Annotated in this window: 14 protein-coding genes; 9 read left to right on the forward strand and 5 right to left on the reverse strand. The window is 32.8% G+C overall.

Annotation, left to right across the window (positions count from 1 at the left end):
• Positions 1–179 precede the first annotated feature (179 nt).
• The 7 genes from ERX46_RS05395 to ERX46_RS05425 all read left to right on the forward strand — a co-directional run bounded on the left by ERX46_RS05395 (position 180) and on the right by ERX46_RS05425 (position 19,040).
• A complete protein-coding gene (locus tag ERX46_RS05395) occupies positions 180–3,011 on the forward strand; it encodes a helicase-related protein (protein WP_130092818.1) in 2,832 nt (943 codons plus the stop codon).
• Between the two features lie 6 nt (positions 3,012–3,017).
• Positions 3,018–7,820, forward strand: a complete 4,803-nt coding sequence (locus ERX46_RS05400; protein WP_130092819.1) for an Eco57I restriction-modification methylase domain-containing protein — start codon at positions 3,018–3,020, stop codon at positions 7,818–7,820.
• Between the two features lie 2 nt (positions 7,821–7,822).
• The gene (locus ERX46_RS05405) at positions 7,823–8,566 is read left to right on the forward strand and encodes a hypothetical protein (protein WP_130092820.1); all 744 of its coding nucleotides are present in this window, start codon (positions 7,823–7,825) and stop codon (positions 8,564–8,566) included.
• A 109-nt stretch (positions 8,567–8,675) separates the two neighbouring features.
• Positions 8,676–10,406 carry an AAA family ATPase gene (locus ERX46_RS05410; protein WP_130092821.1) on the forward strand — a complete coding sequence of 577 codons (1,731 nt, stop codon included), beginning with the start codon at positions 8,676–8,678 and terminating at the stop codon, positions 10,404–10,406.
• 3 nt (positions 10,407–10,409) lie between these two features.
• The gene (locus ERX46_RS05415; protein ID WP_130092822.1) at positions 10,410–11,828 is read left to right on the forward strand and encodes a 5-methylcytosine restriction system specificity protein McrC; all 1,419 of its coding nucleotides are present in this window, start codon (positions 10,410–10,412) and stop codon (positions 11,826–11,828) included.
• 3 nt (positions 11,829–11,831) lie between these two features.
• The gene (locus ERX46_RS05420; RefSeq protein ID WP_130092823.1) at positions 11,832–17,804 is read left to right on the forward strand and encodes a DEAD/DEAH box helicase; all 5,973 of its coding nucleotides are present in this window, start codon (positions 11,832–11,834) and stop codon (positions 17,802–17,804) included.
• A gap of 183 nt (positions 17,805–17,987) precedes the next feature.
• Positions 17,988–19,040 (forward strand): hypothetical protein, encoded by a 1,053-nt coding sequence (locus ERX46_RS05425; RefSeq protein WP_207214125.1) that lies wholly within the window; start codon positions 17,988–17,990, stop codon positions 19,038–19,040.
• 187 nt (positions 19,041–19,227) lie between these two features.
• On the opposite strand, the gene ERX46_RS05430 is transcribed toward ERX46_RS05425, so the two are convergent.
• Positions 19,228–19,665 (reverse strand): hypothetical protein, encoded by a 438-nt coding sequence (locus tag ERX46_RS05430; protein ID WP_165366160.1) that lies wholly within the window; start codon positions 19,663–19,665, stop codon positions 19,228–19,230.
• Positions 19,666–19,745: 80 nt separating this feature from the next.
• The gene (locus ERX46_RS05435; RefSeq protein ID WP_130092826.1) at positions 19,746–20,363 is read right to left on the reverse strand and encodes a hypothetical protein; all 618 of its coding nucleotides are present in this window, start codon (positions 20,361–20,363) and stop codon (positions 19,746–19,748) included.
• 582 nt (positions 20,364–20,945) lie between these two features.
• Between ERX46_RS05435 and ERX46_RS05440 the strand changes: the two genes are divergently transcribed.
• A complete protein-coding gene (locus ERX46_RS05440; RefSeq protein ID WP_130092827.1) occupies positions 20,946–21,308 on the forward strand; it encodes a hypothetical protein in 363 nt (120 codons plus the stop codon).
• The gene (locus tag ERX46_RS05445) at positions 21,301–21,534 is read left to right on the forward strand and encodes a hypothetical protein (protein ID WP_130092828.1); all 234 of its coding nucleotides are present in this window, start codon (positions 21,301–21,303) and stop codon (positions 21,532–21,534) included. The genes ERX46_RS05440 and ERX46_RS05445 overlap by 8 nt, the downstream gene beginning before the upstream one ends.
• A gap of 270 nt (positions 21,535–21,804) precedes the next feature.
• Here ERX46_RS05445 and ERX46_RS05450 read toward each other — a convergent pair whose 3' ends face one another.
• The 3 genes from ERX46_RS05450 to ERX46_RS05460 form a co-directional block, all read right to left on the reverse strand.
• On the reverse strand, positions 21,805–22,842 hold the full coding sequence (locus ERX46_RS05450; RefSeq protein ID WP_130092829.1) for a DUF6371 domain-containing protein: 1,038 nt from the start codon (positions 22,840–22,842) through the stop codon (positions 21,805–21,807).
• 94 nt (positions 22,843–22,936) lie between these two features.
• A complete protein-coding gene (locus ERX46_RS05455; protein WP_130092830.1) occupies positions 22,937–24,511 on the reverse strand; it encodes a primase-helicase family protein in 1,575 nt (524 codons plus the stop codon).
• Complete coding sequence (locus tag ERX46_RS05460) at positions 24,508–24,849, reverse strand: helix-turn-helix domain-containing protein (RefSeq protein ID WP_130092831.1); 342 nt, start codon at positions 24,847–24,849, stop codon at positions 24,508–24,510. The genes ERX46_RS05455 and ERX46_RS05460 overlap by 4 nt, the downstream gene beginning before the upstream one ends.
• Positions 24,850–24,931: the final 82 nt, after the last annotated feature.

Below are 24,931 nucleotides of genomic sequence, written 5' to 3' on the forward strand. Positions count from 1 at the left end.
TATTTAAAATAACTACATCCAAACAATTAAATCAACCCAATTCAGAGAATTTCATTAAATTGGTGGATTAAAGTTTTCGAACCATGAATCGTATTTTAAAAGTGACTAATAATCAAGGAGTAAATAGAATTGTATCTTGATTCCATATATTTAATCACCTCAAATTTAGAAACAATAGAATGAACTTAACAGCAGGCCAAAGAATAACTACCAGAGGTGAAGATTTTTTAATTACAGATCTCGTTACCAATCAGGATGGTTCTTTCATCATTGATGTAGAAGGGATTAGCGAACTTGTAAAAGGAAAGAAATTTTGCTTTGACACAAGCATTGATAAAGACATCAAACCTGTAGACCCCATAAACACAAAGTTTATTGCAGATACTGCAACAGGTTATAGAAAATCTAAGCTTTATATTGAAACGCACATTCGTAATTCGACTATATTTTCAGATAAAATTGCAATAGCAAATAAAGGAGCGTTTAATACTTCTGAATACCAGCTGACGCCAACCTTAAAAGCTCTACAATTACCACGTCCTCGAATATTAATTGCAGATGGTGTTGGTTTAGGGAAAACCATTGAAGTTGGAATCTTCCTTACTGAATTAATGAAGCGAGGTAAAGGGAAAAGAATAATGGTTCTTGCTTTAAAATCTATTTTAGGGCAATTCCAGCAAGAAATGTGGAATCGTTTTGCAATTCCGTTGGTCAGATTAGACAGTGAAGGAATTGCACGAATTAAAACACAACTTCCTGCCAATAAGAATCCATTTGATTACTACGATAAGACGATAGTATCCATAGATACACTAAAGAATAACGCAAAGTTTAGACATTACATTGAAAAATCTCACTGGGATGTCATCGTGATTGATGAATGCCATACTGTGGCGAATATAGATAGCCAAAGAGGTGATTTAGCGCAGTTTTTGGCAAAGAAATGTCAGTCCTTGGTGCTGACTTCTGCTACTCCCCATAACGGGAGAAAAGAGAGTTTTGCAAACCTCATCAATATGATTGAACCTACTGCAATCCCTAAGAGTGGGGACTACACCAAGAAAGATGTAGAACCTTACTACGTAAGAAGATTTAAAAACGATATTGAAGATGCAGCAGTTCGCGATAACTTTCAAGAACGAGAGATTGTACGCTTACAAACCGATCTTTCTCCAGAAGAAATTGAATTTTTAAGATACCAACAGAATTTAAAGATTCAAGCTTTAGGAGCCTTAAAAAGAGGGAAGTCAAAAGAAGACTTTTTGTTTTCTATTATGATATTTAAAGCCTTTATGTCCTCCCCTATTGCTGCTTTAAATTCAATTGAAAATAGAATAGAAAAAGTAAGTAATCTATCTTCAGTAAGTGACAAATACGAAGATAGTCTTGAGGTCCTAAAAGAACACCAAAGATTATTAAAAAACATCTTAGATAAAGGTGCAGACAGTAAATACAAAAGGTTAAAAGAAAAACTGACTGATCTTAAATGGTCAGGTAAAAAGAACGATGATCGATTTGTTGTTTTTGCTGAACGTATAGCTACCTTGGATTACTTGAAAGAAAAGTTGACAAAGGACTTTAATTTATCGGCAGATGCGATTGAATCTTTTAGCGGAAGTGATAGTGATGTAGAACAACAAAAGAAAATCGAGGACTTTGGTCAAGGAGATAGCAAAGTGAGAATTCTATTGTGCTCTGATGCAGGTTCACAAGGTGTGAATTTACACTTTTACTGTAACAACATGGTGAACTATGATATTCCTTGGTCATTGATCACGCTTGAGCAACGTAATGGTAGAATTGATAGATACGGTCAGAAGAAAGTGCCATACATCTATTACCTAGTTGCGCATACTGATGTAGAAGATATAAAAACGGATTTACACATTATAAATAAGCTTACGGTTAAAGAAGAAGAGGTGCATAAAACTTTAGGTGACGCTGGTTCTGTAATGCATTTATACGATTCAAATGAAGAAGAAAAGAAAACCATTGAAGCACTTGAAGAGGGAGATGAAAGCTTTTTGGATAAAGTAGAGAACTTTGACTACAGCTCACTTTTTGATGATAATGAAAACACTTCTGCTGTCATTACAGATAATCCTTACGAAGAAGCTGTTACGGTGTATGCGAATGATTACGCTTATTATAAACACTTATTCGCACAGTTAGAAAGTGCCAATTTGATTGATACCAATTCTTATGAATTCAATGAAACTGATGGCTATTTAGAGTTAGCCAATTCAAAAGAGCTAGACAGTATTTTATATGATATGCCACCTGAATCCAAACCAAAGGTGGGAGAATTATTCAAATTAACCTTGGATAAGGATTTAGTACAAAAAGCAATTGAAGATTCAAGAAAGAAGAAAGGAACTTGGGCAGAGTTTCAAATTTTGTATGATTTACATCCTGCGATTAAGTACTTTATGACCAAGCTTGAAGCCAGTGTTCCAAAAGATCAGGCTTTAGCGGTTAAAATATCTTCTAAATTCCCAAAAGGTTCTTCTTGGTATGTTTTACATGGACAGGTGTCCAATAACTTGGGCCAACCTGTAATTTCAGACTTTTTTGTCATTGGTTTTGACGGTGAGAAAGTAATTGAGAGTTTACCCATCGCCACTTTTATTGAAAAGTTTGAGTTAGATAAAGAGTTGTTTACCGAGGAAATAAGTGAAAAAGAATTGAAAAAACTTCACGACAATCTTCCTTTAGTAATTGATTACGCTCAGGACGTTCAGATGAAAGAAAAACAAGATGATCTTGTAGATGTGATGCTTGATAAAGCAACAGAACACGAAGCACATTTAAACAGATGGAAAGCAACTTCTATACAGCAGTTAGAAATGCATTTTGAAGAAGTAGCAGATACCGTTTTTTCAAGAAAGAAAAAAGAGAATGAATTAGAAGAAATTGAAACCATTGCTTCTAGTTCTAGTCAATACATGAAAGACATGGTAGCATTGGATCAAGATGCATATATTAAAGTAATGGCAGTATTTTTTAATTAGTAAGTGATGATAAAATTTATAAATAACATTGGTGACTTTTTCTCTTCCAACTACTATGATGAAGATTTTGTAAAAAAAGTTCATGAAAAATCTGGTTATAAATCAGAGGATCATAAAGGCTTGCAAAAACGAATTTCGCCACTAAAGGATAAATACTACCGTTATAAGCAAAACATTATTGAGGGAAGGTTAAGAACGAAAGATAAAATATACGAAACACATCAATTCCATTCACATTTGTTAAATGCATTGGGCTACGATGGAGATCACCATCAGTACAATGAACCTTTTCACTTTTCTGAAAAAGAAGTACTTCCTGTAAGGCATAAATTGTACAGAGGAGATAAACTGCATTTAATTATTATGGAAATGCAGCCATTGATTAAAGAAGGAGATGAAGAACCTGATGGTTTATTTGAACAACGCTATAATATAGAGGATGAAGAGCACGAATCGAAAGAACAACGCTATCACCGTGCACAATGGAGCCGTGTGTTTACTGTTCCTGATGAACTGAAAATTTCTCCAGTAATTATCAATAAGGCAATTTCTCAATTGAGCTTATTGGATCAAAAAGAAAGACCGCAATTCATTATGTTATTGGCGGGAAATAAAATCTTTTTGGTGGAGGTGGAAAAATGGTTTAAAGGAGCGTATTTACAGCTTGACATAGAGGAACTGTTTTCGGAAGCGACGATTGAACGTAAATACTATTCTCTTTTCTTCTTAATGCTCTCTAAAGAAATGTTAGCACCTGATAGTGAAATGGTACTGATGGATCAGTTGGAAGAAGACAGTCATAAAAGTGCTTACGAAGTTACCAAAGACCTAAAGGAAGGAATTATACATGCAGTGGAAGCTTTGGCGAACGAAGCTTTGTATTACCGAAAAGAAAAGCTCGGTGAAAAATTTGATGAAACGGACGATTTATTCGAAAGTCAAGTGAAAGATGATTGTTTGAATATTGTGTACCGTCTGCTTTTTGTGTTTTATGCTGAATCAAGATCAGATTTAGACATTCTACCTATTTCTGATAGTGTTTACCAAAAAGGATACTCTTTGGAAATGCTACGTGATTTAGAGCAAACTCAATTGATTACAGATGCCAGTAGAAATGGATATTTCTTTCACGATTCTTTGAAACAACTGTTCGAATTGATGAGCAGGGGTTACCGTGAAAATGAAGATCAAACCATACAACTTAAAGATGGAGAAGTTATATCTACGCTAAAGAATAAAAGTTTTAGAATTCGTCACATTGATTCCCCGATGTTTGATGACGATAAGTTGCTTCAACTGCGCAATGTGAAATTCAGAAATTACATTTGGCAAGATGTGATTTGTCAACTATCATTGTCTCGAGAGCAACGCGGTAAAGCCAGAGGTAGAATTTCTTACGCTAACCTTGGAATTAACCAACTGGGAAGCGTTTATGAAAGCTTACTCGCCTATAGAGGATTTTATGCCGAAGAAGATTACATTGAAGTACACCCAAAAAAGAAACCCAAAGAAGGAACTTTATTGGTGCAAAGAGCAAGAAGAGATGATTTCCATACAGATGAGGTATTGAAAGATGAGTCTGGGAAAGATGTGATCATTCCGAAAGGACAATTTGTGTACCGCTTGAGCGGACGTGACAGACAGAAATCTGCTTCTTATTATACGCCTGAGGTGTTGACGCAAACTACAGTGAAGTACACGCTGAAATCTATTTTAGAGAAGGTGGAAAATGGGGAAATGAAAGCCCTTGAGTTACTGGATTTAAAACTCCTGGAACCAGCAATGGGAGCAGCTGCTTTCCACAATGAGTTGATTAACCAACTGGCTGAAGCTTATTTGAATTACCGACAAAAAGAGAAGAAAACGAAAATCTCTCCGGAGAAATACATTGAAGAACTTCAGAAAGTAAAAGCGTACATCGCAACGAACAATGCCTACGGAGTCGATTTAAACCCAACAGCTATTGAACTAGGGAAACTATCGCTTTGGCTGAACGTAATTCATAAAGACATGGAAACGCCTTTCTTTGCCAACCGCTTGGCAGTAGGAAATGCAGTTGTTGGGGCTTGGTTTAAGGTATATACCGAAAAACAGCTGAAAAAGAAATGGTGGGAGAAAGCTCCGAAAATGTTGCAGTTAGGACCAGATGGGGATAAGCGAAAAAAGAATGAAGTTTATCACTTCTTATTGCCGGACAAAGGAATGGTTCCCAGTGCTGGAATTAAATTATTGAAAGATGAATTTCCAAAACATGCCAATAGAGTAACGGAATGGCGTAAAGATGCCATTAAACCAATTTCTGAGACAGAGTTCCGCCAATTGCAAAATATATGTGATGCGATTGACGAGCAATTAGAAGCGTATTATATTTTCCAAAAACGATTAAACCTTCAAACCAAGAATAAAGTTGATATATGGTGCGGTTATGAAATAGAGAGAAGAGATAAAGGTTTTCAAAAGAATTTAAACCTGCGTTCTTACGATGAAAAAGAACAACTCAACGATCAACGTAATCGTCAATCTTCTCCGTATTATAAATTAAAAATGGTAATGGATTATTGGTGTAGTCTGTGGTTTTGGGATGTGCGGAAAGCAGAACATTTACCTACACGCCAACAGTATATAAATGATGTGGCAAATATCTTAAGGATTGACTTAACTCAAAAAGATAAAGTATTCAAAAAACAGCCTACCTCCTATTCCGAGAATAATCAAACAGCGTTATTTCACGAACCTTCTATTGGAGAACAAGCACAACAACAGATTATTGAAAAAACCGAAAAAAGCGACTTGTATGACAACAAAGAACGTTTAGAAGAAGTAAAGAATTTAAGTGAACAATATCGATTCTTTCATAGTCAATTAGAGTTTGTTGAGGTCTTTAAAGAAAGAGGTGGTTTTGATGTGATTGTTGGAAATCCGCCATGGGTAAATATAACTATGGATGAAGCAGGGATTCTTTCTGAGAAAAATCCGGAAATATTTATTAGAAAGTTATCTGCCCCACAGATAAAAAAACAAGCAATAAAAATATTAAAAGAAAATGCAGATATAGAGCAAACATATATTACTGAAAATATGTGGGCTGAAGGAACTAAAGAGTTTATAGGTGCCTTTCAGAATTACCCTTTACTTCAAGGTCAAAGAAATAATTTGTATAAAAGTATTTTAACCAATTCTTTTAATTTAGTTTCTAAAAATGGATTTTGTGGGCTGGTTCATCCTGAGGGAATATATGAAGATCCTAAAGCTAGTAATTTAAGAGAAAAAGTGTACCAAAGATTAAAATTTCATTTTGAATTTAAAAATGCTTTATTCATTTTTAGCGAGGTTCATGACCAAATGAATTTTGGCATAAATATTTATCGTGGTTTTGAAGATGAAGTTGATTTTATTTCAATTCATAACTTATATATCCCTCAAACCATAGATGGTATTTTTATAAGTAAACCAAGCCTCTTTACTGAAGGAAAGAAAATAAAAGATGATAATGGTAAATTTATTTGGAATACTAAACCTAGTTCTAATCGGAAGGTTAACATAAATGAAAGTGCATTGAAAATAATATATAATGCGTTCGGAACAGAAGAGGATAATTATAATAATACAAAGTTAATTGAAGTACACTCTAATGAAGTATTGACTATCCTAACAAAATTAGGTAAATTACAAATGAAATTAGAAGACAAAATGAAATATTTTGTGACCATGTGCTTTAATGAAACAAACGGTGTTAAGGATGGCGTAATTAAAAGAAAAACAGAATATAGTAATTTTGAAAATAGTGCAGTAATATTTAGTGGACCTCACTTTTTCGTTTCAAATCCATTTAACAAAAATCCATATGAAGCCTGTAAGTTGAGTTCTCATTATGATGTTTTGGACCTTCAATCAATAGACAAAGATTTCTTACCTAGAACAAATTATCAAAAATCATATAATTATTCAAATTACATTAATAAAATTATAACTCCATGGGGCTCGCAATGGGAACAAGAATTTAAACTAGCTTTTAGTAAAATGCTAAACACTGCCAGTGAAAGAACTTTACAACCAGCAATCTTACCTTCAAATTCTTCACATATTGATGGTGTTATTTCGATTACTTATAAAAATGAAATAGAACTGTTAGAATCAGTTGGTCTATTTTCCTCAATCATTTATGACTTCTATATTAAAGCTTTAGGTAAGAGTAATTTATATGACGACACGTTAAGAACTTTAAAAATAGGTGTAGACGAACGATTCAAAAACTTTTTAATTTCTAGAGGTCTATTATTAAACAGCCTGAATTCTAATTATGCGAAGCTATGGGAGAGAAACTGGAATGATGATTTTAAAGTTGATTTTTGGAGCAAGAAAGATAATAGACTAACTCCTTTTGACAGCTTAGAACCAAAGTGGGAATGGGATACACCTTTGCGTAATTGGTATGAACGCAGATGGGCTTTAGTTGAGATAGATGTAATATCTGCAATGGCTTTAAGCTTAACTTTAGAAGAGTTAATCTTAATTTACAACGTTCAATTTCCAGTTCTCCAACAAAACGAAGATGATACTTGGTATGACACCACAGGCAATATTGTATTTACTTGTTCCAAAGGTTTAACAGGCGTTGGTATAGACCGTCCAGTTTGGAACACCATAAAAGATTTAAAAGCAGGAGAAACCTACGAGCACACCATAGAGAAAAGTGAATTGTATTTCGGTAAAAAAATTACGTATTATGCACCGTTTGATAAATGTGATCGTGTAGAAGATTATAAGACTGCTTGGGCACATTTTGAGAAGGTATTTAAAGAAGATTGATTATGGAGGAACCTACTAAAAGTTGGATACAAGATATTAAGAATAGTATGACGTCTATTCAAGAGACATATAAAGAATATCAAGGTATGATACTCACTGAAGGTGATTTAGAATGCCATGTATTTAATGCGCTCATGGCACAAGAAAATTTAAAAGGTTATCATAATTCCAAAGGTAATTCTTTAGGTTTTATTGTGGATGAAGGTGAACGGAAAACATCTTTTGTTCATTCACAGGTTACTTGGTTTAAGGAGAATGAGAAATCTGGTTTTGAAGTTGATTTAACTATTGGTAGCCCAGCGCTATTAGAAGTTGTTAATATTGAGCTTTTTGAAGAGTACACTAGTAAAGGTTTCGCGTATGACGGACCAGCTGTAGCAATAGAGTTGAAATTTATTAGAAGAAAAGATAAAGCATCACAAACAGCTCATGAGGATCTCCTTAAAATAATGAATAGACTAATTCCTGCCAAATACGCAAATATTGAAAACGATAAATATGAAATAAGCTCTAAAAATAATGTCGCATTTGTATCAATTGTTGGATGCAAAGATGAAGAAACTTATAATCTATCAAAATATTATCTTGGTAAACATCTTATGCTTACAAAAGGAGAGGCACAGGACAATTTATTTGTTTGTTTATTCAGTCCAGAAAAAATCACATGGTGTAAATTTGATATGATTGCTGAGTACAATAGAGTTGAGTCAGAAGAAAAAAACAAAAGACAACAGAAAGCCTTGTAAAACAGTATTAAGAAATTTAACTAACCGAACCAACCTTAAGTAATTTAAAAGGTATCAGATAATTTATTTCCCTGTAACGACTTACCAGTAAAGTTTAGAATTAGAAATTATGACAGAAATTAAAAAAAACAAAGTTCAATTATACTTTGACTATTATGTAGCACATCATGAGCCGAAACTTGAAAACTGGTATCGTGGATTGACAAAATACATAAATATTGTACAGGCAATAAAAAAAACATTGCAAGCGGAAGAGAACTTCGCTGAATTGTCAATAGAAGACCAAGAGTCAAAACTAAATGAAGTTTTTGCAGAATGTTCTGCTAATGAAATCACAAATACTGAATCGTTTTTAGAAAGATACATTTTTCTACAAGGTAATGGTGTGGGAGATGTAAGTCAAGGAGTGGTTTGGGATACTGAAAAAAATCCACACAAAAAAATAATTAGAGAGAATGCATCTGCTTTATTACTTTACAACATCTTGGTTGAGGATGATCGTGTAGAAACGGATAAAAAAATCGATGAATTGTTGAAAATGGATAAAAATCAGTTTGCTGTTAAAAACCGGTTTATCAGAACTTTACATCCACATACTTTTGGCTCGCCAGATGCTAATGGAAAAATGGATAGGTTGCTTAGTGTTTTAGATACTAAATTAGGAGTTACTGTTTCGGGAAGCACTCCAATTGAAAAACATGATGAATTATGTAAATTAATCGAGACGGATGATCCTGCTTTAAGACAAATGTTTACATGGGAACTTTACTATATGCTTAATGATGAGTTGGATTTAAAAAAAGCGATTGTTTATTATGGAGCGCCTGGAACAGGAAAAACATTTATCTCAGATATAAATGCTAGAAAATATATTGACCTGCATAGAATAAAAGTGGGAAGGTCTGTTTTAAATGATTACAGTATTCAAACTGTTCAGTTTCACCCAAGTTATTCTTATGAAGACTTCTTCGAAGGAATTCGTCCAACTGAAGATGGGAAGTTGAAATTGTTTAATGGTACATTTAAACAGTTTTGCAAGGATAACAGTATTCTTGAAAGAGCATTGTACAAATCAGATGATTTTATTGAAAATAAAAAATTTAAAAAATTGGAATATGATTTTTCACAAATCCGTATAAATGATCTTAACGATGAACAAAAGAAAATTTTAGGATGTAATGATAAGGAGTTTGCCACTGAGCTAACAATTCAAGATTGGATTGAACCGGCTTTTTTCATCATAGACGAAATTAATAGAGCAGAACTTTCTAAAGTTTTTGGAGAATTAATGTTGAGCCTTGAATACAGAGGTGTAAAAGGAAAGATAAAAACTCAGTACGCTCATTTATGTAAAAATAAAAACGATGATTCTGCTTTTTATTTTGAGGATGATCAAAACTGGTTCTTTGTACCTCAGAATATATATCTAATTGGAACAATGAATAATATTGATAGATCTGTAGATACTTTTGACTTTGCGTTGAGAAGACGTTTTATGTGGGAGGAAGTTCATCCGAATTATTCTGTAATTAAATCTGTATTGATGTCCTCAGGGAGAGGATGGAGCTATGAAGATTGTAAAAACCTTTCAGATTCATTACTGCGTCTTAATAATCTAATTGAGGGTGATGAGATTCTAGATAAGAACTACCGCATTGGACAATCTTATGTTTTAGAGTTGCGAAAAACAAATCGTGATCGGTATGATTCTATTGTTAAAGCTAAAGAGTTTTTATGGGGAAGCTTTATACAACCATTATTGGAAGAATATTTAAGAGGTTTAGGAGATGAAAAAAAATCCAATGAAAAAATTCAAAGGTTTAGAAATTCATTTGTTTAAGATATGATAGCTTCAGAATATTTTAAAAATCATATCACTGACAATGACTATCGTTTGAATAGGATAGCGGATAGTATTGAGTTAACTAAAAACTTTAATTGTTCTACTTATAATAAGGCACGAAAAAATTATGGCCTTATAAGAAGAGAGGGCATTGAGGTTTTTTTACAAGGTATAAGAGAAAACATTGAAACATATGATCTAAGCTCTTCAATAATTAATTTTATAAATCGGGATGAAGAGTTTGATGTTAATCAAGATCAAAAAGTCATTGAAATCATAGGTAATTCATATGATACTTTTAAAATCAAGACAGGAAATATAGTAGGGTCGTTTATTTATAAGGGCAATCAGCTTAACATCAATTGTCGTTTTGGGAATTCCTTTTTGGAATACATGATTGCCAATACTAGTGGTTTTATTGAATTAGAAAACTTCGGTGGTAAAAGCGATGATTTAGGTTTAGGAGAGTGGATAATGATTTTATATTGGAGAATGCTTTTAAAGAAAGCATTTACTCTAGGGATGTATAAAAATTATAAAAGTATTACAGAAGATATTTCTACAGTGAGAGGTGCTATTGAGATTAATGACTTTATTAAAAAACCTTTTTTTAACGGAAAAACCACCTGTACCTTTAAGGAACATAGCTATGAAAATAATATAAATAGAATTATTAAACAGGCTATTGCAAAGGTTGCTAAATCAAAATACAGCAATTTAATTAATGATATAATTGATATCAAAAGAGCTTATGATAATGTTCATTTTGAAAATGACAGAAAACGAGATTTATCTACTAGAGTTAAAAACCCCTATTACCAAAAGTATAATGAGGTTTATAATTTATCAAAAAACATCATCGACGATAACTTTTTAAGTTATAACAATCCTAAAAGTGATTTCTCAGCTTTCATCTTCGATATTTCCTTATTGTTTGAACATCATATTCGTAAAGTTCTTAATCAAGAATTTACTATCCATCAGAAAAATAAAAAAGAATTTAAAGTTCCAAACGGAATAGATGAAAATAATTTATTCCCAGACGTTATAATTGATTACGGAGATAATAAAATCGGAGTATTTGACGTGAAATACAAACGATTCCGTGTTGATGGTAAAGATAAAGGAGTGAATCGAGAGGACAGGTTCCAATTAATTACTTATTTGGCTTCATATACTAGTACTTATGAGGTTGTTAATTCTGGTTTTATTTATCCTTGCGAAGAACATGAGCATGAGAGATTAGTAAACAGTGTTGGTGAGCAGCAACAATATGTGGCTGTAGGAAAGTGTGAAATCCCCTTCAATATTTACTTTTATAAAGTTACTAAAGAATATGATACTCAAAGAAGTTATGATAAGGGCTTCTCAAAAGAGTTTTGTTGTTTTGAAACTGAAAAAGAATTTAAAATTGTATAAACTATGCTACCATTACAACAAGCCTACGAGGTAAAACAGTCCATCATTGAATACTTAAAAGCTACATTTAGCTTTAAGGAAAAGAAGGTGTCTGATGCTTTTTACAACTTTATAGAAGATCCAAAAGAAGGAATCTTTAAAGGACCTTATGTTTCATTGAAATTACCTTTTGAAACTGCCGCTTCGAATGAAGAAATGCCTTTAGAAATTTCACCTAACTTCTCAGCTTATAAGCACCAGTTTGAGGCGTTTAAAAGATTGCATACAAAAGATGGACATCAACCAAAACCTACCTTGTTAACAACAGGAACAGGTTCGGGTAAAACGGAGTCCTTCTTATTCCCTATTCTAGACTATTGTCACAAACACAAGGATGAAAGAGGGATAAAGGTAATTATATTATATCCTATGAATGCTTTGGCAACCGATCAAGCCAAACGTTTGGCAGAGTTGATTCATGGGGATGAAAGGTTGAATGGTAAAATTACAGCAGGCTTGTTTATTGGGGAAGGGAAAGACAAATCGAAGTTTCCAAAGAACATGGGAGAAACCCATATCATTGAAAACAGAGATGAAATCATTAGTAATCCGCCTGATATCTTGCTAACCAACTTTAAGATGTTGGATTACGGTTTAATGCGTCACAACTTTCATCAGCTCTGGACACACAATTTTGATAATCCTGAGTTGCTGCGTTTCTTGGTATTGGATGAATTACACACCTATGATGGAGCACAAGGAACAGACGTTGCTAATCTTATTCGTAGGTTGAAGCTTAAATTAAATACGCCGAAAAATCATTTATGTCCTGTAGGAACTTCTGCGACCATTGGTAAAGGAGAAGATTCAGTTAAATTGTTGACCGAATATGCTTCGGATGTTTTTGGAGAGCATTTCACAGCTGATTCCGTAATCATTGAACACCGATTGAGTTCAGATCAGTTTTTTACCATACCAGATGAAGAATTGGATACTTTTATTCCTCGAATTGTTGGCTTACAGCAAAGTAGATTGGGTATAAATGAAAACTATGTAGATTACGTTATTCGCCAAAAGAAATTATGGCAATTACCTGAAAATATTGATGCCTATAATCTATCGAAGGAACTAAAAAAACTAAAAGTTGTAAAAGACATTTCGCGTGTTTTATCTGATAAAATTGTCTCCATAGCTGATTTAATCGAAGGCGTTGAAGCCATCAATCCAGAGTTTAAAAGATTAGCAGAATACGAAGCAGAGGGTGACTTTTCGCCAAAAGAGGAAGTGATAACTTCTATATTAGCATTGGTTGCTGAAGCAAAATCAGATGAAGAGGGAAGATTTCCATTTTTGTTTCTTCAAATTCAGATTTGGGTAAGAGAAATGAGTGGTTTGTTGAGAGAATTCAATGAAGAACCAACATTCACTTGGAGAGATAAAATTGTTGGAAAAGAACATAATGCAGCTTTACCTCCTTATTTCTGTAGAGAGTGTGGCGCGAGCGGATGGTTAGCGGTAAAACATGACAACAGAAATCAATTTGAGCTAGATCCTTTAGAAGTTTATGAACAGTATTTTACGAATCATAAGAACATATATTTTACAAACACCCATGAAGAAGCACATTATGGGATAGATGAATATGATCCAACAACTACAATTACACCTTTCGTCCATCAAGTAGATTTAAAACACATGGATCACATCACCGAACAGCGTATGCACATGATTGCATACCGGAAGGTGAAAGACCAAAAGAACATTCATACCTGTCCAGAATGTAATTCTGCAAACGACATGAGTATCATCGGTACACGTATAGCTACTTTGAATTCAGTTTCTATCAGTCAAATCCTATCCTCTGATTTAGATGAACGAGGAGAAAAGTACCGTAAGGTATTGGCTTTTACGAATGGAGTACAAGATGCTGCGCATCATGCAGGTTTCGTAGAAGCAAGAAACTACCGTTTTACATTCAGAGCATCTTTACAAAAAGTGATTAATCACATTGGAAAACCAGTTGATTTAGAAACTTTAAAAGATGAGTTTATCAGCTATTGGAAAAGCAATTCTGATCCTCAAGAAGCGAATCATTTAGAAGCTTATTTCTACCGTTTCTTTCCTTCAGATTATATTGGGAAAGCACAAGTAGAAGATTACCGTAATCCAAATACCAATTCATTTTCTAAAGCTTTTGAGAAAGAATTTGACACCCGAATTCATTGGGAGATATTATCTGAATTTGGATACAATGCTTCCATTGGACGAACATTAGAAAAAACAGGTTCTTCAGCAGTGAGTTTTAACAAAGAACTCTTTGAATCTACTTTTGATGACATGCTGGACTGGATGCAGGCCAATATGTTGAGTAGTATTGAAAAGGAACAGTTTGTTAAGTTTTTAAATGGAATTCTGCACCGCATGAGAAAACGTGGAGCCATAGATCATGAGTTCCTATCTAAGTTCAGAACGAATGAATTGAAACTATGGGATTTGAATTGGATGAGAGATTCAAGACACTATTTAAATAAAAACTTTGGTCCAAAATCAAGAATTCCAAAATTGATTAGTAACGGTGTACATACCAGAGGAGTTTTAGACACTACATTTGCCAAGACAACCAATTGGTATCATTCCTATTTCGCGAAGAGTTTCCAATTGACTGTGGTAAATAATGCTGTTATCAATGAGTTCTATGAATTGTTATTTGATAAACTAACATTCAACGGTCTAATGAGTCAGCAAGTGACTAAAGAAGGAGAGAACTATGCGCTACTTCCTGAAAACATAAAGGTGAGTAACAAAGTCGCTAATTATCATTGTGATACGTGCTCTTCAACTTTACAAGTTACAGAAGGAGACGATATGACTTTAGATACTTCTTGTTTAGGTTATCGTTGTTCAGGACATTATAAAAAGTCTGAAGAGAATAAGCTCAATTATTATAATCTGATTTACAACAGAACAAACTCTCCTAGAATATATGCAGCAGAACATACCGGTGTTTTAGAAAGATCTGTTAGAGAACATACAGAGTCAGACTTTAAAGAGCGACCAAAATATAACTCATTAAATACATTAATTGCAACATCTACTTTAGAAATGGGAATTGATGTAGGGTCATTGAACACAGCTATAAATACAAGTGTCCCTCCCCTCCCATCCAACTTCTTACAAAGAGTTGGGCGTGCAGGGCGTTCATCAGGAACCGCTCTAATAGAAAACTTCGCACAGAACAAAGCGCACGACTTGTTCTATTATGAAGAACCTTTAGAAATGATGGAAGGAGACATTGCTACGCCAGGATGCTTCTTAAATGCAAAGGATATATTAATTCGTCACTTTACAGCCTATTGTTTTGATAGTTGGACCAAGGATGATCCAGAACGAAACCGTATTCCTGGAATGATAAAATCATTGAATCTTCTTAAAACGAAAACTACTGATACTTCGTTTTTTATTAATCAATTAATAAGTTTTGTCTTTGACAATCAAAAAGAACTTTTCGATAATTTCATAGCTGTTTATGATGGAAAAGTTGACGTAGAGTTAATCGAAACAATTAAAACGAGTTTTAAACAAGGCGCTTTTCAACGCAAAATATTAGATGTTTTTGAAGATTTAAGAAAAGAAATCTTCTTCCTCATTGAAAAAGAGAAAGAGATTGAAGAATTCATTAAAGACAAGGATTTAGGAAAAGAAGATGATGAACGCAAGTTGCTCGAACAAGAGATAAAATCTTTGTGGCAGCTAAAAAAGTCATTAGAATTAAGACAAGTAATTGAGCACTTAACGAATGTCGGTATTCTTCCAAATTATGCTTTCCCTGAAACAGGGGTAACTCTGAATGCCCATGTTTATGGCTTTAAACCAGAGGGAGCTGAGCAGGATCCAGTAAATCAATCCTACGAAATTATTCGTTCAGCAACTGGTGCTTTAAAAGAATATGCACCGGACAACTTCTTCTATAGCCAAGGAAATAAGTTGGAAATTACAGGCCTTAACACTTATGATTGGAGTGGTCAAAAGTCAAGTTTAGTTACCATGAGGTTTTGTTCTAATTGTGATCATTTAGAAGAAGATGTAAAAGCAGAAAAAGGAGCTTGTCCAAAATGTGATCATGAATCGTGGAATTCTGCATCCAACAAACATAGGTTTGCAAAGCTTCATTCGGTAAAATCAGTTAATTCAAGAAATAAATCTGCTTTAAACGATTCCAAAGACGAAAGAGAGCAAAAAAACTATCGCATTTCAACTCATTTCAAATTCAATCCAAATACGATTGAAGGAACTTGGGGAATGACGAAGATTCCTTTTGGAATTGAGTACGTGAAAGATGTTGAGTTAACTCAAATCAATTTAGGAGCTGGGGTTCCACATTCAAACCACTTGACCATAAATCAACACGAGGAAATTGCTCGTCATGGTTTTGTTACCTGCAGACATTGTGGTAAATCAACTTCTAAACCACGAGAAGTACACCAGTTTGAAAATAAGAAATTTCACTATGGCTACTGTAAGCACAAAGAGGAACAATATAACAATATCACTGATGACATTTTTGAAGAAGTTTTCCTCTACCGAAGTGTAAGAACCGAGGCAATAAAAATAATACTTCCAGTTCAAGAGTTTCTAAATGAAGCAACTCAGCTTATGTTTCAGTCAGGCCTCCAATTGGGATTAAAGAAATACTACAATGGAAATCCAGACCATGTTGCATTCGAGTTTTACTCAGAATACAACAAAGCAAACGATCGATTTGATAGGTATTTAGTAATGTATGATACAGTTCCTGGAGGAACAGGTTATCTCCAAAAACTTTTTAATCCTATTGAGTTTACTAAACTATTAAAAGGAGCTTATGAAAGCATCAGAGACTGTTCATGTAAAGATAACGGAAAGGACGGTTGTTACAGATGTATTCTCTCTTATGGAAATCAATACACAAGAGAAGATCTTAGCCGTGAAGGAGCTGAAGAATTATTTGGTAGAATAGTTCGCGCAGCAGGAAAAAAAGATTGGGAAGAAATCACCCAAGGGATATCTTCACTAACCAAGACAGGAATGATTGAGGAAAGTGAATTGGAACTAAAGTTTATTCATGCGCTTAGAAAGTATGTGAAAGGTCAGAAAAACACTAAGTACACCTTTGAAGACAAGAAAGAAAACGGTAAAGTTGCATACCACTTAGGACTTCCAATTAAAGATGGTAAAATTACATATTTGATAAAACCCCAACTTCTATTAGGAGAAAAAGACGGTGTAGGAATTGATACAAGAACAGACTTTTACATCAAATGCATTCAGTTGGAACGAAATGGTGAAATTATCGAAGATATTGATGAGCTTTTAGCATATAAGGAAGTAGCGATATACCTTGATGGCTACACTTACCACGCTTCAGATAAACACATGCGCTTCTATAATGATTTAGCCATTAGAAACGAAATTAACGCTACTCCGAATATTAAGTCATGGTCATTAGGCTGGTCAGATGTAGTGATTTTAGAATCAACAAATGATGAAGATAAATTAGATGAGTTATTCGTGTCAAAAAATCGATACAACGATTCAATTAAAAAACTAAAAACCTTACCAGCTACTTCCATCTTAACAGCGGGTTTATGGGAAACTAAAAACTCAATCGAACGCTTATTATGGTATTTACAGAACAGTAATTCATCACAAATAAAAAGTGAAGTGGGCTTACTGCTCCTTTCATTTCAAGAAGAGTTTGGTAAAAAGGCCTATTCGCTTCTTAATGCTGAAAAGTTGATAAATGGAGACCTAGATGTCGAAATGGCATCTATCAATGGTGATTCCTATTTGTTATCAGACTTAACAGAGGCCAATGATTTATTTAAGTTTACAGCTTTAGCCAGATTGAAAGATTTTGATGTATTGACTGGTTTGAAAGTAGAGCAGCTTGAAAAGATTGATAAGGTGATGTGGGAGAGGTTTTTGAGGTTGTATAGTTTGATTGGGGTTATCAGTTAAATATATGATACAATTTGAATCAATAAGAATTTATGTAGAAATTAAAAAGAGCTTACTATATTTATTCTATAACCCTATGTTAAAAGTGAGAAGACAAACGATATTTAATTTTAAAGTGTAAATCCCATGTCATCAAGACTAGAAAAAGTAAAAACCTGCTTCCAAAACATGGACATAAACGGCTTGAGAAAACTCTTAACTCAAGAGGATTATCTCTTACAAACAAGTCCTAAAGTCTTTTTAGAAGCCATCGATGATGTATTCAACACATTAAAACAGAGAGGTAACACTTCACTTTTTCTTTATCCAACAATTGGCCATGGTAGGGATGGTCAGCCAAAATCTGCTATTCAGTTTATAGCTTGTAAAACGGAGAACGTTATTAATGAAAGTATTGATGCGGATCATTTTAAGTTAATCCTTTATGAAGAAAAAGATATCATAGTTTTTGAAATTGGAAGAGTCATAAGTTATAGTCAGGATTTCAAATCGAAAGGTCAATCACTCGATTTCTGTATTGAGGAAATTGATAAACTACCACAATTTCAAAATGAGTATACTATAGAAAAAGATAGAGAAGGTAGTCAAGCATTTAAAGAACTTATCCAATTACAAAAAGACATTAGAGATCTTTCTGAATATGTCGCTTGGATTGAAAAATACTCCTCTCTTTTTGAAGAAAGTCTTTATTATGATAGAAAAGGTTTAACTAAGTTTCATAAGTTCTTCAGAGCATTTCTACGGATCAGAAAATTAAAATACTTCAATTATGAAATCTATAAATTTGTTGCACAAAAAGGCTATCACGAATTCTTAGAAATAGATCCAACAAAAGTAGAAGAAATAATCCCTTGGCTCGCTAGGTATGAAAGATTACCTATTTGGTTAATATCTTATTATGACAAAAAAATTGAATCCAATTTAGAAAAAGGATATTTTGAGTTTGAAAATTGTAAAATCAGGATAGACGGCTTAGATGAAATTTTAAAATTCATTCATTATTTCAATCTTTATAAAGAGCAATACAAAGAAGAATTCAAACATATGAGGTTTAAATATGCATTTGATTCATATGGTTACCATGATCCTAAATACAAAGGTTTTTTTGAGGTGGTTTCAAAGCACCTGCATATACCTACAAAGCCAATAAAAATAAGGAGTGAGGAAGACCCAATCGAAAGACATCATCATTTATGGCATTTATTTAGAGAACAATATCCAGTTATAAAAAAATAGTATCTCATTTAAATGAAGCTTCCCATTTCACCCTAGTGCTGTAATTCATAAATAACGATGCTTAAATTTCGCTTAATTTTTTTCTTTAGACAAGGCAAAATTTTCAAGCATAGCCATAGTTACGGTTTAAAATTTTAACGAAGAATAAAGGAAAAAGAGGAGTGAAATAAGTGATGGAATTTATGCATTAGAGCACTAGCCTAAACCCCAACCTATCCAGTATTTCAAAGTAAACTTTATTAACCTTTTCGTCTTCATTAAACAAAACTTCCCAAAAGGCATCATGGATTGGATTTAGGTGTTTGTCCGACAAAGCCTCAATCTCTATGATTGTTTCATTATCTGAATTCGTTATTGTATGATAGATTTCGGAGATATTATCTAAATCAATTTCAAACAACTCTATTGGCTCCAACCCCGATGGACGATAATCATTAATTTTGTCTGCATAAACAACCATTGTAGCATGATTGCCTTCTTTTATTCCTGATCTAATTGACAAAAACTCATATTCCTTTCCAACCTCTAAGAACCACTTTCCATCTTCGTTACCAAAGTAGTCTAGCGCATTTGTTTTGATACAAATTCCTTTGATTATTTTTGAATCCCCCATTTTAAATCCCATTTATATTCTCGATTTATTGTATAACACGTCAAGCCTTTTTAACGCGATAAAGATTTTAGAGTATTTTAGAAAAAACTTGCTCACTCCCCATAATATTCTAACCAATATAGTATTTGTTCTTTACGCACTTCGTCAATAGCATCACCTAGGCTATGGGGCAGTAATTTTTGATTCCAAAACAATTCACTAAATACCTTGCAGAAATATAAGGTAAAGCAAAAGCGATTCCAATCTACAAAAAATCCAATCTCATTCCATTTATCACCTATCCATAATGTTCCGCCAATTGTAAAATAGCGATAATATGACCAAATAAATTCAGGAAAATCACCAAGTCCTACCTTTTCATTTTTGGCGAGCCATTGTGTTGTTTTTTCACGGGAATGCAATATTTGTCGATATTCTCTGAGTTCTTTCTTGAAAAACGCTTCTTTTTTTGCAATTAGAGAAATTTCATCCATAAAATTAAAATAGTATATAAATTCCATATAAGGATTCATAATTGTATCTTGATACTCAGTGTAGACTACAAATTTGGTATCATAATTAACATTCTTCTCTTTGAAATATAGCATAATCTCAGCGTAAGCATCCGAATATTTTAGAAGCCACCACTCTATCTTTTGCAAACTCATAATAGGCTCGGTATTGAGCTCTTCAAAGTCTTCTAAGTAGTTTTCGGGTTCATTAGGTTTCATATTATTTAGGTTAAAGAGTTTATATTAATTTAGATTATGTTGTGATGGCTTCAAAAAATAATTTCAACAAAAATTAAAATTGGTTTTGTTAATCCCAAAAACACTTAGCTAGGTTTGATTTATTATTTTTGAAAATAATAAATCAAACCTAGCTATAAAGAAGTACTTACTTGGCATCAATAAAGGAACACTTTTATTTTTCATTAATCAAATTTATCATAAACCTCACTCTTTAAATGTTGTAAAGTTTCAACTTGAAACAAAATGGTTTTAATTTAAAGAGAATATCAAACTTATTTTCGAAATATTTCTTTCTAAGAAAAATAAAACAATTTAAACTATGTACATAAAAAAAGATAATCCTTTTTTAAAATTATTTTCAATTTCTTTTGAAAAACAAATGTTAGACTTTTATTAAACAGGAAACTTATTAACAAAAATCAACTTATTTCCACACCTTTTTCTTCCATTTCAAATTAGATTAAAACAAATCAATTTAAATCAAATTATCACTTATAAACCTTCATTTACTAAGTTTTAATTCAAGTAAAAAGAGCAGTATCTTAGTTAAAAAAATTAATTATGATACAACAAAAAGACCCTTACACTGGAGAAATATTTTATGCAAAACGAAGTAATCAACGTTTTGCAAATCGAGAAAATCAAGTAGCTTATAACAATGCTAAAGCGAAGGAATTACGCGACCAAATGGCTGAAGTTGACATTCAAATCAAAAGAAATTGGCAAATACTTTCTGATGTTTTAGAAAACGCTGATAAACTTATCCAATCAAAAGACTATTTACTTGGATGTGGGTATAACTTCAATTTCTTTAACAACATAAGAGAAAGCGAAGGAAATCAATATTTCGGAGTTTATGATTATGGTTTGAGACTAATTGAAATCGGAAAATATGAACTAATAAAATTCAATAGAGATGAGTAGATATTTAGAAATAGGAGAAGTTATTGAAACTATACCAAATCATTTAAAGATAGTCAAGGCACCAAGTGTTGGATCTGTATTAAATATTGAAACAAATGTCATATCTGATAATCCACCGGAAAACAAATTCAATTGGATATTGATTATTGGAATTGCAGCTTGTGGCTTAATAATTTACTACAATATAAAGAAACATGAAGATATTTCTACTCGTAACAAATCATAAATAACTTGCTTTCATAATGATTGTTAAGGAATTAAAAGAAAGAAAAGTTTCTTTTGAAACTTTCAAAATTCAACATCTTAAAAAAGCAATTTAAATCAATTTTAAGTAAAGGAGTAGAATCAAAATTATCAGGTAAACATACGGTTATATCCTCAATGCCTGATTTACAAAAATTTTTAGTTGAACAATTAGAAATAAGATAGTTAGATACAAATAAATGCGCCTTGAATTACATTAATTTATATTCAAGGCGCATTAAAATTAAATTATTTAACCAATTTTGCTAAAGCAAAGCAACTTTTTAAATGAAGATAAATCTATAACCATATCTTTATCAAATGATTCAATATTTTTCCCTAATATTGGATGACGCATTATTTTAGTTTTAAGAATAGTATTAAACTCTGTTTCCAATTGAGCTTTTATATCATTATTCCTTACTAGAATATCTGCTAAATCTAAACCTTTTTTAGAATTACTTTTAACTGACTTCTTTTTCAAAAAATCAGAAACATCTATTTCTATTTTTAGATCAGTAGAAATTTCAGCAGCCTTTTTGACCCAGGCATCATGCGCATCTGTATCGGGAAAAACAATTATACTACTTTCTTTTAATACCTGTAATGATTTAGGTCTGAATAACTGAAATGAGCCTGTCGCTATCCAATTAAATTGAGGAAACTCTATTGCGCATACTAATGTTGTTTTTTCAGACTCGACCAAACAAACCACATTTTCATTATTTAAATCAGATAGTAAATGTTCACCAAAAAGCACTTGTTTTAAATTAAACTGATTCAAATTGAGCAGAGAATGAGCCCATGTAATCAAAGGTCTTGGTTTCTTCACTCTTTTACCACTATCAGCGTTGTATTTCATCACTTTTCCAGACCTTAATTTTCCAGAGCCATCCATCTGCCAAAACACAGTAGATCCTCCCCAAGCTTTCGAAGTTCCAACATTGTATTTAAGAAAAACATATTTTACTAAGTTTTCATCATAATGTTTTATCAAATACTGATACAAATTGTTTCGTTCATATCCACGCATTGATGCCTCAAAAATTTCTCTTTTTATAAATGACGTTGGAGGTTTTGGTTTTGGTGGATAAATTACATGCATATTGGATATATCATCTCCTCCATTAGGCTTATTAAAGTAGCCACATTTCAAGACTCGGTCGCACCTACCGTACTCTGCTGGTAGATAATCACCATCAAGATTAATAAATCTCACCATACGTTTTTTGCTACATTTTGGGCAATAGAATTTCTTACTCGACTTGTCGAGTTCATTTTTATACTTCATAATCTTTGGAATTAAGGAATTAGGATATTCTGCAATAGGGTATATCCTAATTCATGTTATATTAATAATAGGGTATACCCTATTTAAAGGAATCTTAATTCCTAATTCTAAAAAGACTTATTTTTTCACTATTTCTACTTTCTGTAAAAAACTCAATTGATTTATTCTGGTGGTTAAAAAAGCTTTTTAACTTATTACTAAAACTGCGCTGCGTACATTTTTCATCTCCGTCTTCATAGAGATCTTTATACTCTTTAAATTCAGTTTTTGTATTGTAGTTTTCACCTACTGTATACTCCTTGAGCTTTATCCATTTATACAAGTCTTCTCCGATAATTTGTCGCAATCTATTTTCTATTATGTTTATACCCGGTGCAGGAATCAACCCTTTGCTTAAATAAAGCTTAGCACAGTCAATCATATACCAATAAAATCGATTCCATTCTACATTATCCCATTCGTCAGTAAAAAACCTAGCACCATGTTCCGCTACAATTGGCTCTTCGATTCCTGTAGTGATTTTAGAGGAATAATAATTTGATAATTCAATGATGAATTGACGTCTTTTCCTTGTGGTACCAGAACAGTCAAGAATAATATTAGAACAAATTAAAATTTTTGGAGATGATGCAGGAGGAATCAAGATTGATTTTTGGTGTTTTTTCTCAATATTAAATCCATCTGTGGAAATTGAATTAAATCTGTCGATATCCATTTGTTTACCTACATCATCCAACCATAGGACCCTACTTGATACTGTGACATCCTGAAAATCGAAGCGGTTATCACCTTTAAATTTCTTCCCATCCATTTTAACTGTTTCACGAAGCGTCGCTATAGCATTCGCTATAACTCCTTTTCCTGTTCCTCCCTGCGGACTATCTAAGTTAGTAATAGACTCATCATATAAAAGAACCATCTGTCCGCCTGACTTTCGATTAAATGAATGAAGTAAGTAACCTAATGCTGACTTTAAAGCTAGGACTCTATCTTCATCATTATTGCAAACATTATTTATGAATAGTGAAAAATTACACTTCTCAACATCTTTGATACCTAGTTTAAAATCTATTACACTTTCTCTCCAAACTAATCCATCTGTAAAAGAGCTATAGCTGTTTAAATTAACATCAGACTCAGTAACCTCAAGTATACCATTATCAAAAAATAAGATGACACTATCAGAGGTATCGGTTATGATAGATGTCTTGTCTTCTTTTAAAAATTCAAGAAAACTATCGTTTAGAACCAAATTTGTTTGTCGATAAAAAAGTTCAATTTGTGCTTCAGGAGAAAACGATTCAGTTGAACCATTAATTTCTACTTCTAAATATGGGAGTTGATATAAATACTCGCTCACTAAATCCTTTATCTCTTTATGAGAAATTTCATAAATAATATTCCTTTGTTTTCTAATCAAGATGAAAACGCCATGTTCTTTTTTATAACAAAGTCCCATTTTATGAAGGAGGTTGACAATCCCATGTTTATACACTCCTCCAATCTTAACGACATATCCTTTTTCTTCTTTTTTAACAAAAAACGTAAAGATATCTTTTCCATACCTACCGTTTCCTAAGTCATATTTCTTCTTAGAAAAATGACCCTTAATTTTGGTTATATTAAAAGAATCAAGGATTTCGGATACTAAAAATTCTTTCTTTTTCATCTCTTCGCTTTTTTAGAGTTCATAAATTCTTCTGCGATCATATCAGCTACTGTCGGTCTACCTTTTAGCATCCATTTAGTTAATTGCGCTCTTGAAAAAGTAAGTGGACGACGAGAAGAGATTCTTGGTAATTCACCACGGGAAACTTTCGTGTAAAGTGTACTTTTAGTATAATTTGTTAATTCAGCAGCTTCATCTGAATAGATTATATCAGGCTTGGATTCTTCGACCTTTTCAGGTTCTAGATGAAGATATTTATATTCTTGTTGAAGTGATTTGTGTAATTCAACATATTCTTCTACAGAGAGAGAAAATATCGGTCTTTTATTTTGTTCCATCTTTTTAATTTTTAAATGTTAATAAAAAGTGCAAATGGCCATTGCTGGAACGAATTAACGATGAATCACAAACTATCACAAG

The sequence above is a fragment of the Brumimicrobium glaciale genome (genome assembly GCF_004152935.1).
Taxonomy (GTDB): Bacteria; Bacteroidota; Bacteroidia; order Flavobacteriales_D; family Crocinitomicaceae; genus Brumimicrobium; species Brumimicrobium glaciale.

Coding starts and splice junctions, on each gene's coding strand:
- ERX46_RS05410 (WP_130092821.1), top strand. CDS start 8,676: ATGACAGAAATTAAAAAAAACAAAGTTCAATTATACTTTGACTATTAT.
- ERX46_RS05400 (WP_130092819.1), top strand. CDS start 3,018: ATGATAAAATTTATAAATAACATTGGTGACTTTTTCTCTTCCAACTAC.
- ERX46_RS05460 (WP_130092831.1), bottom strand. CDS start 24,849: ATGGAACAAAATAAAAGACCGATATTTTCTCTCTCTGTAGAAGAATAT.
- ERX46_RS05415 (WP_130092822.1), top strand. CDS start 10,410: ATGATAGCTTCAGAATATTTTAAAAATCATATCACTGACAATGACTAT.
- ERX46_RS05455 (WP_130092830.1), bottom strand. CDS start 24,511: ATGAAAAAGAAAGAATTTTTAGTATCCGAAATCCTTGATTCTTTTAAT.
- ERX46_RS05420 (WP_130092823.1), top strand. CDS start 11,832: ATGCTACCATTACAACAAGCCTACGAGGTAAAACAGTCCATCATTGAA.
- ERX46_RS05430 (WP_165366160.1), bottom strand. CDS start 19,665: ATGGGATTTAAAATGGGGGATTCAAAAATAATCAAAGGAATTTGTATC.
- ERX46_RS05405 (WP_130092820.1), top strand. CDS start 7,823: ATGGAGGAACCTACTAAAAGTTGGATACAAGATATTAAGAATAGTATG.
- ERX46_RS05440 (WP_130092827.1), top strand. CDS start 20,946: ATGATACAACAAAAAGACCCTTACACTGGAGAAATATTTTATGCAAAA.
- ERX46_RS05395 (WP_130092818.1), top strand. CDS start 180: ATGAACTTAACAGCAGGCCAAAGAATAACTACCAGAGGTGAAGATTTT.
- ERX46_RS05435 (WP_130092826.1), bottom strand. CDS start 20,363: ATGAAACCTAATGAACCCGAAAACTACTTAGAAGACTTTGAAGAGCTC.
- ERX46_RS05445 (WP_130092828.1), top strand. CDS start 21,301: ATGAGTAGATATTTAGAAATAGGAGAAGTTATTGAAACTATACCAAAT.
- ERX46_RS05450 (WP_130092829.1), bottom strand. CDS start 22,842: ATGAAGTATAAAAATGAACTCGACAAGTCGAGTAAGAAATTCTATTGC.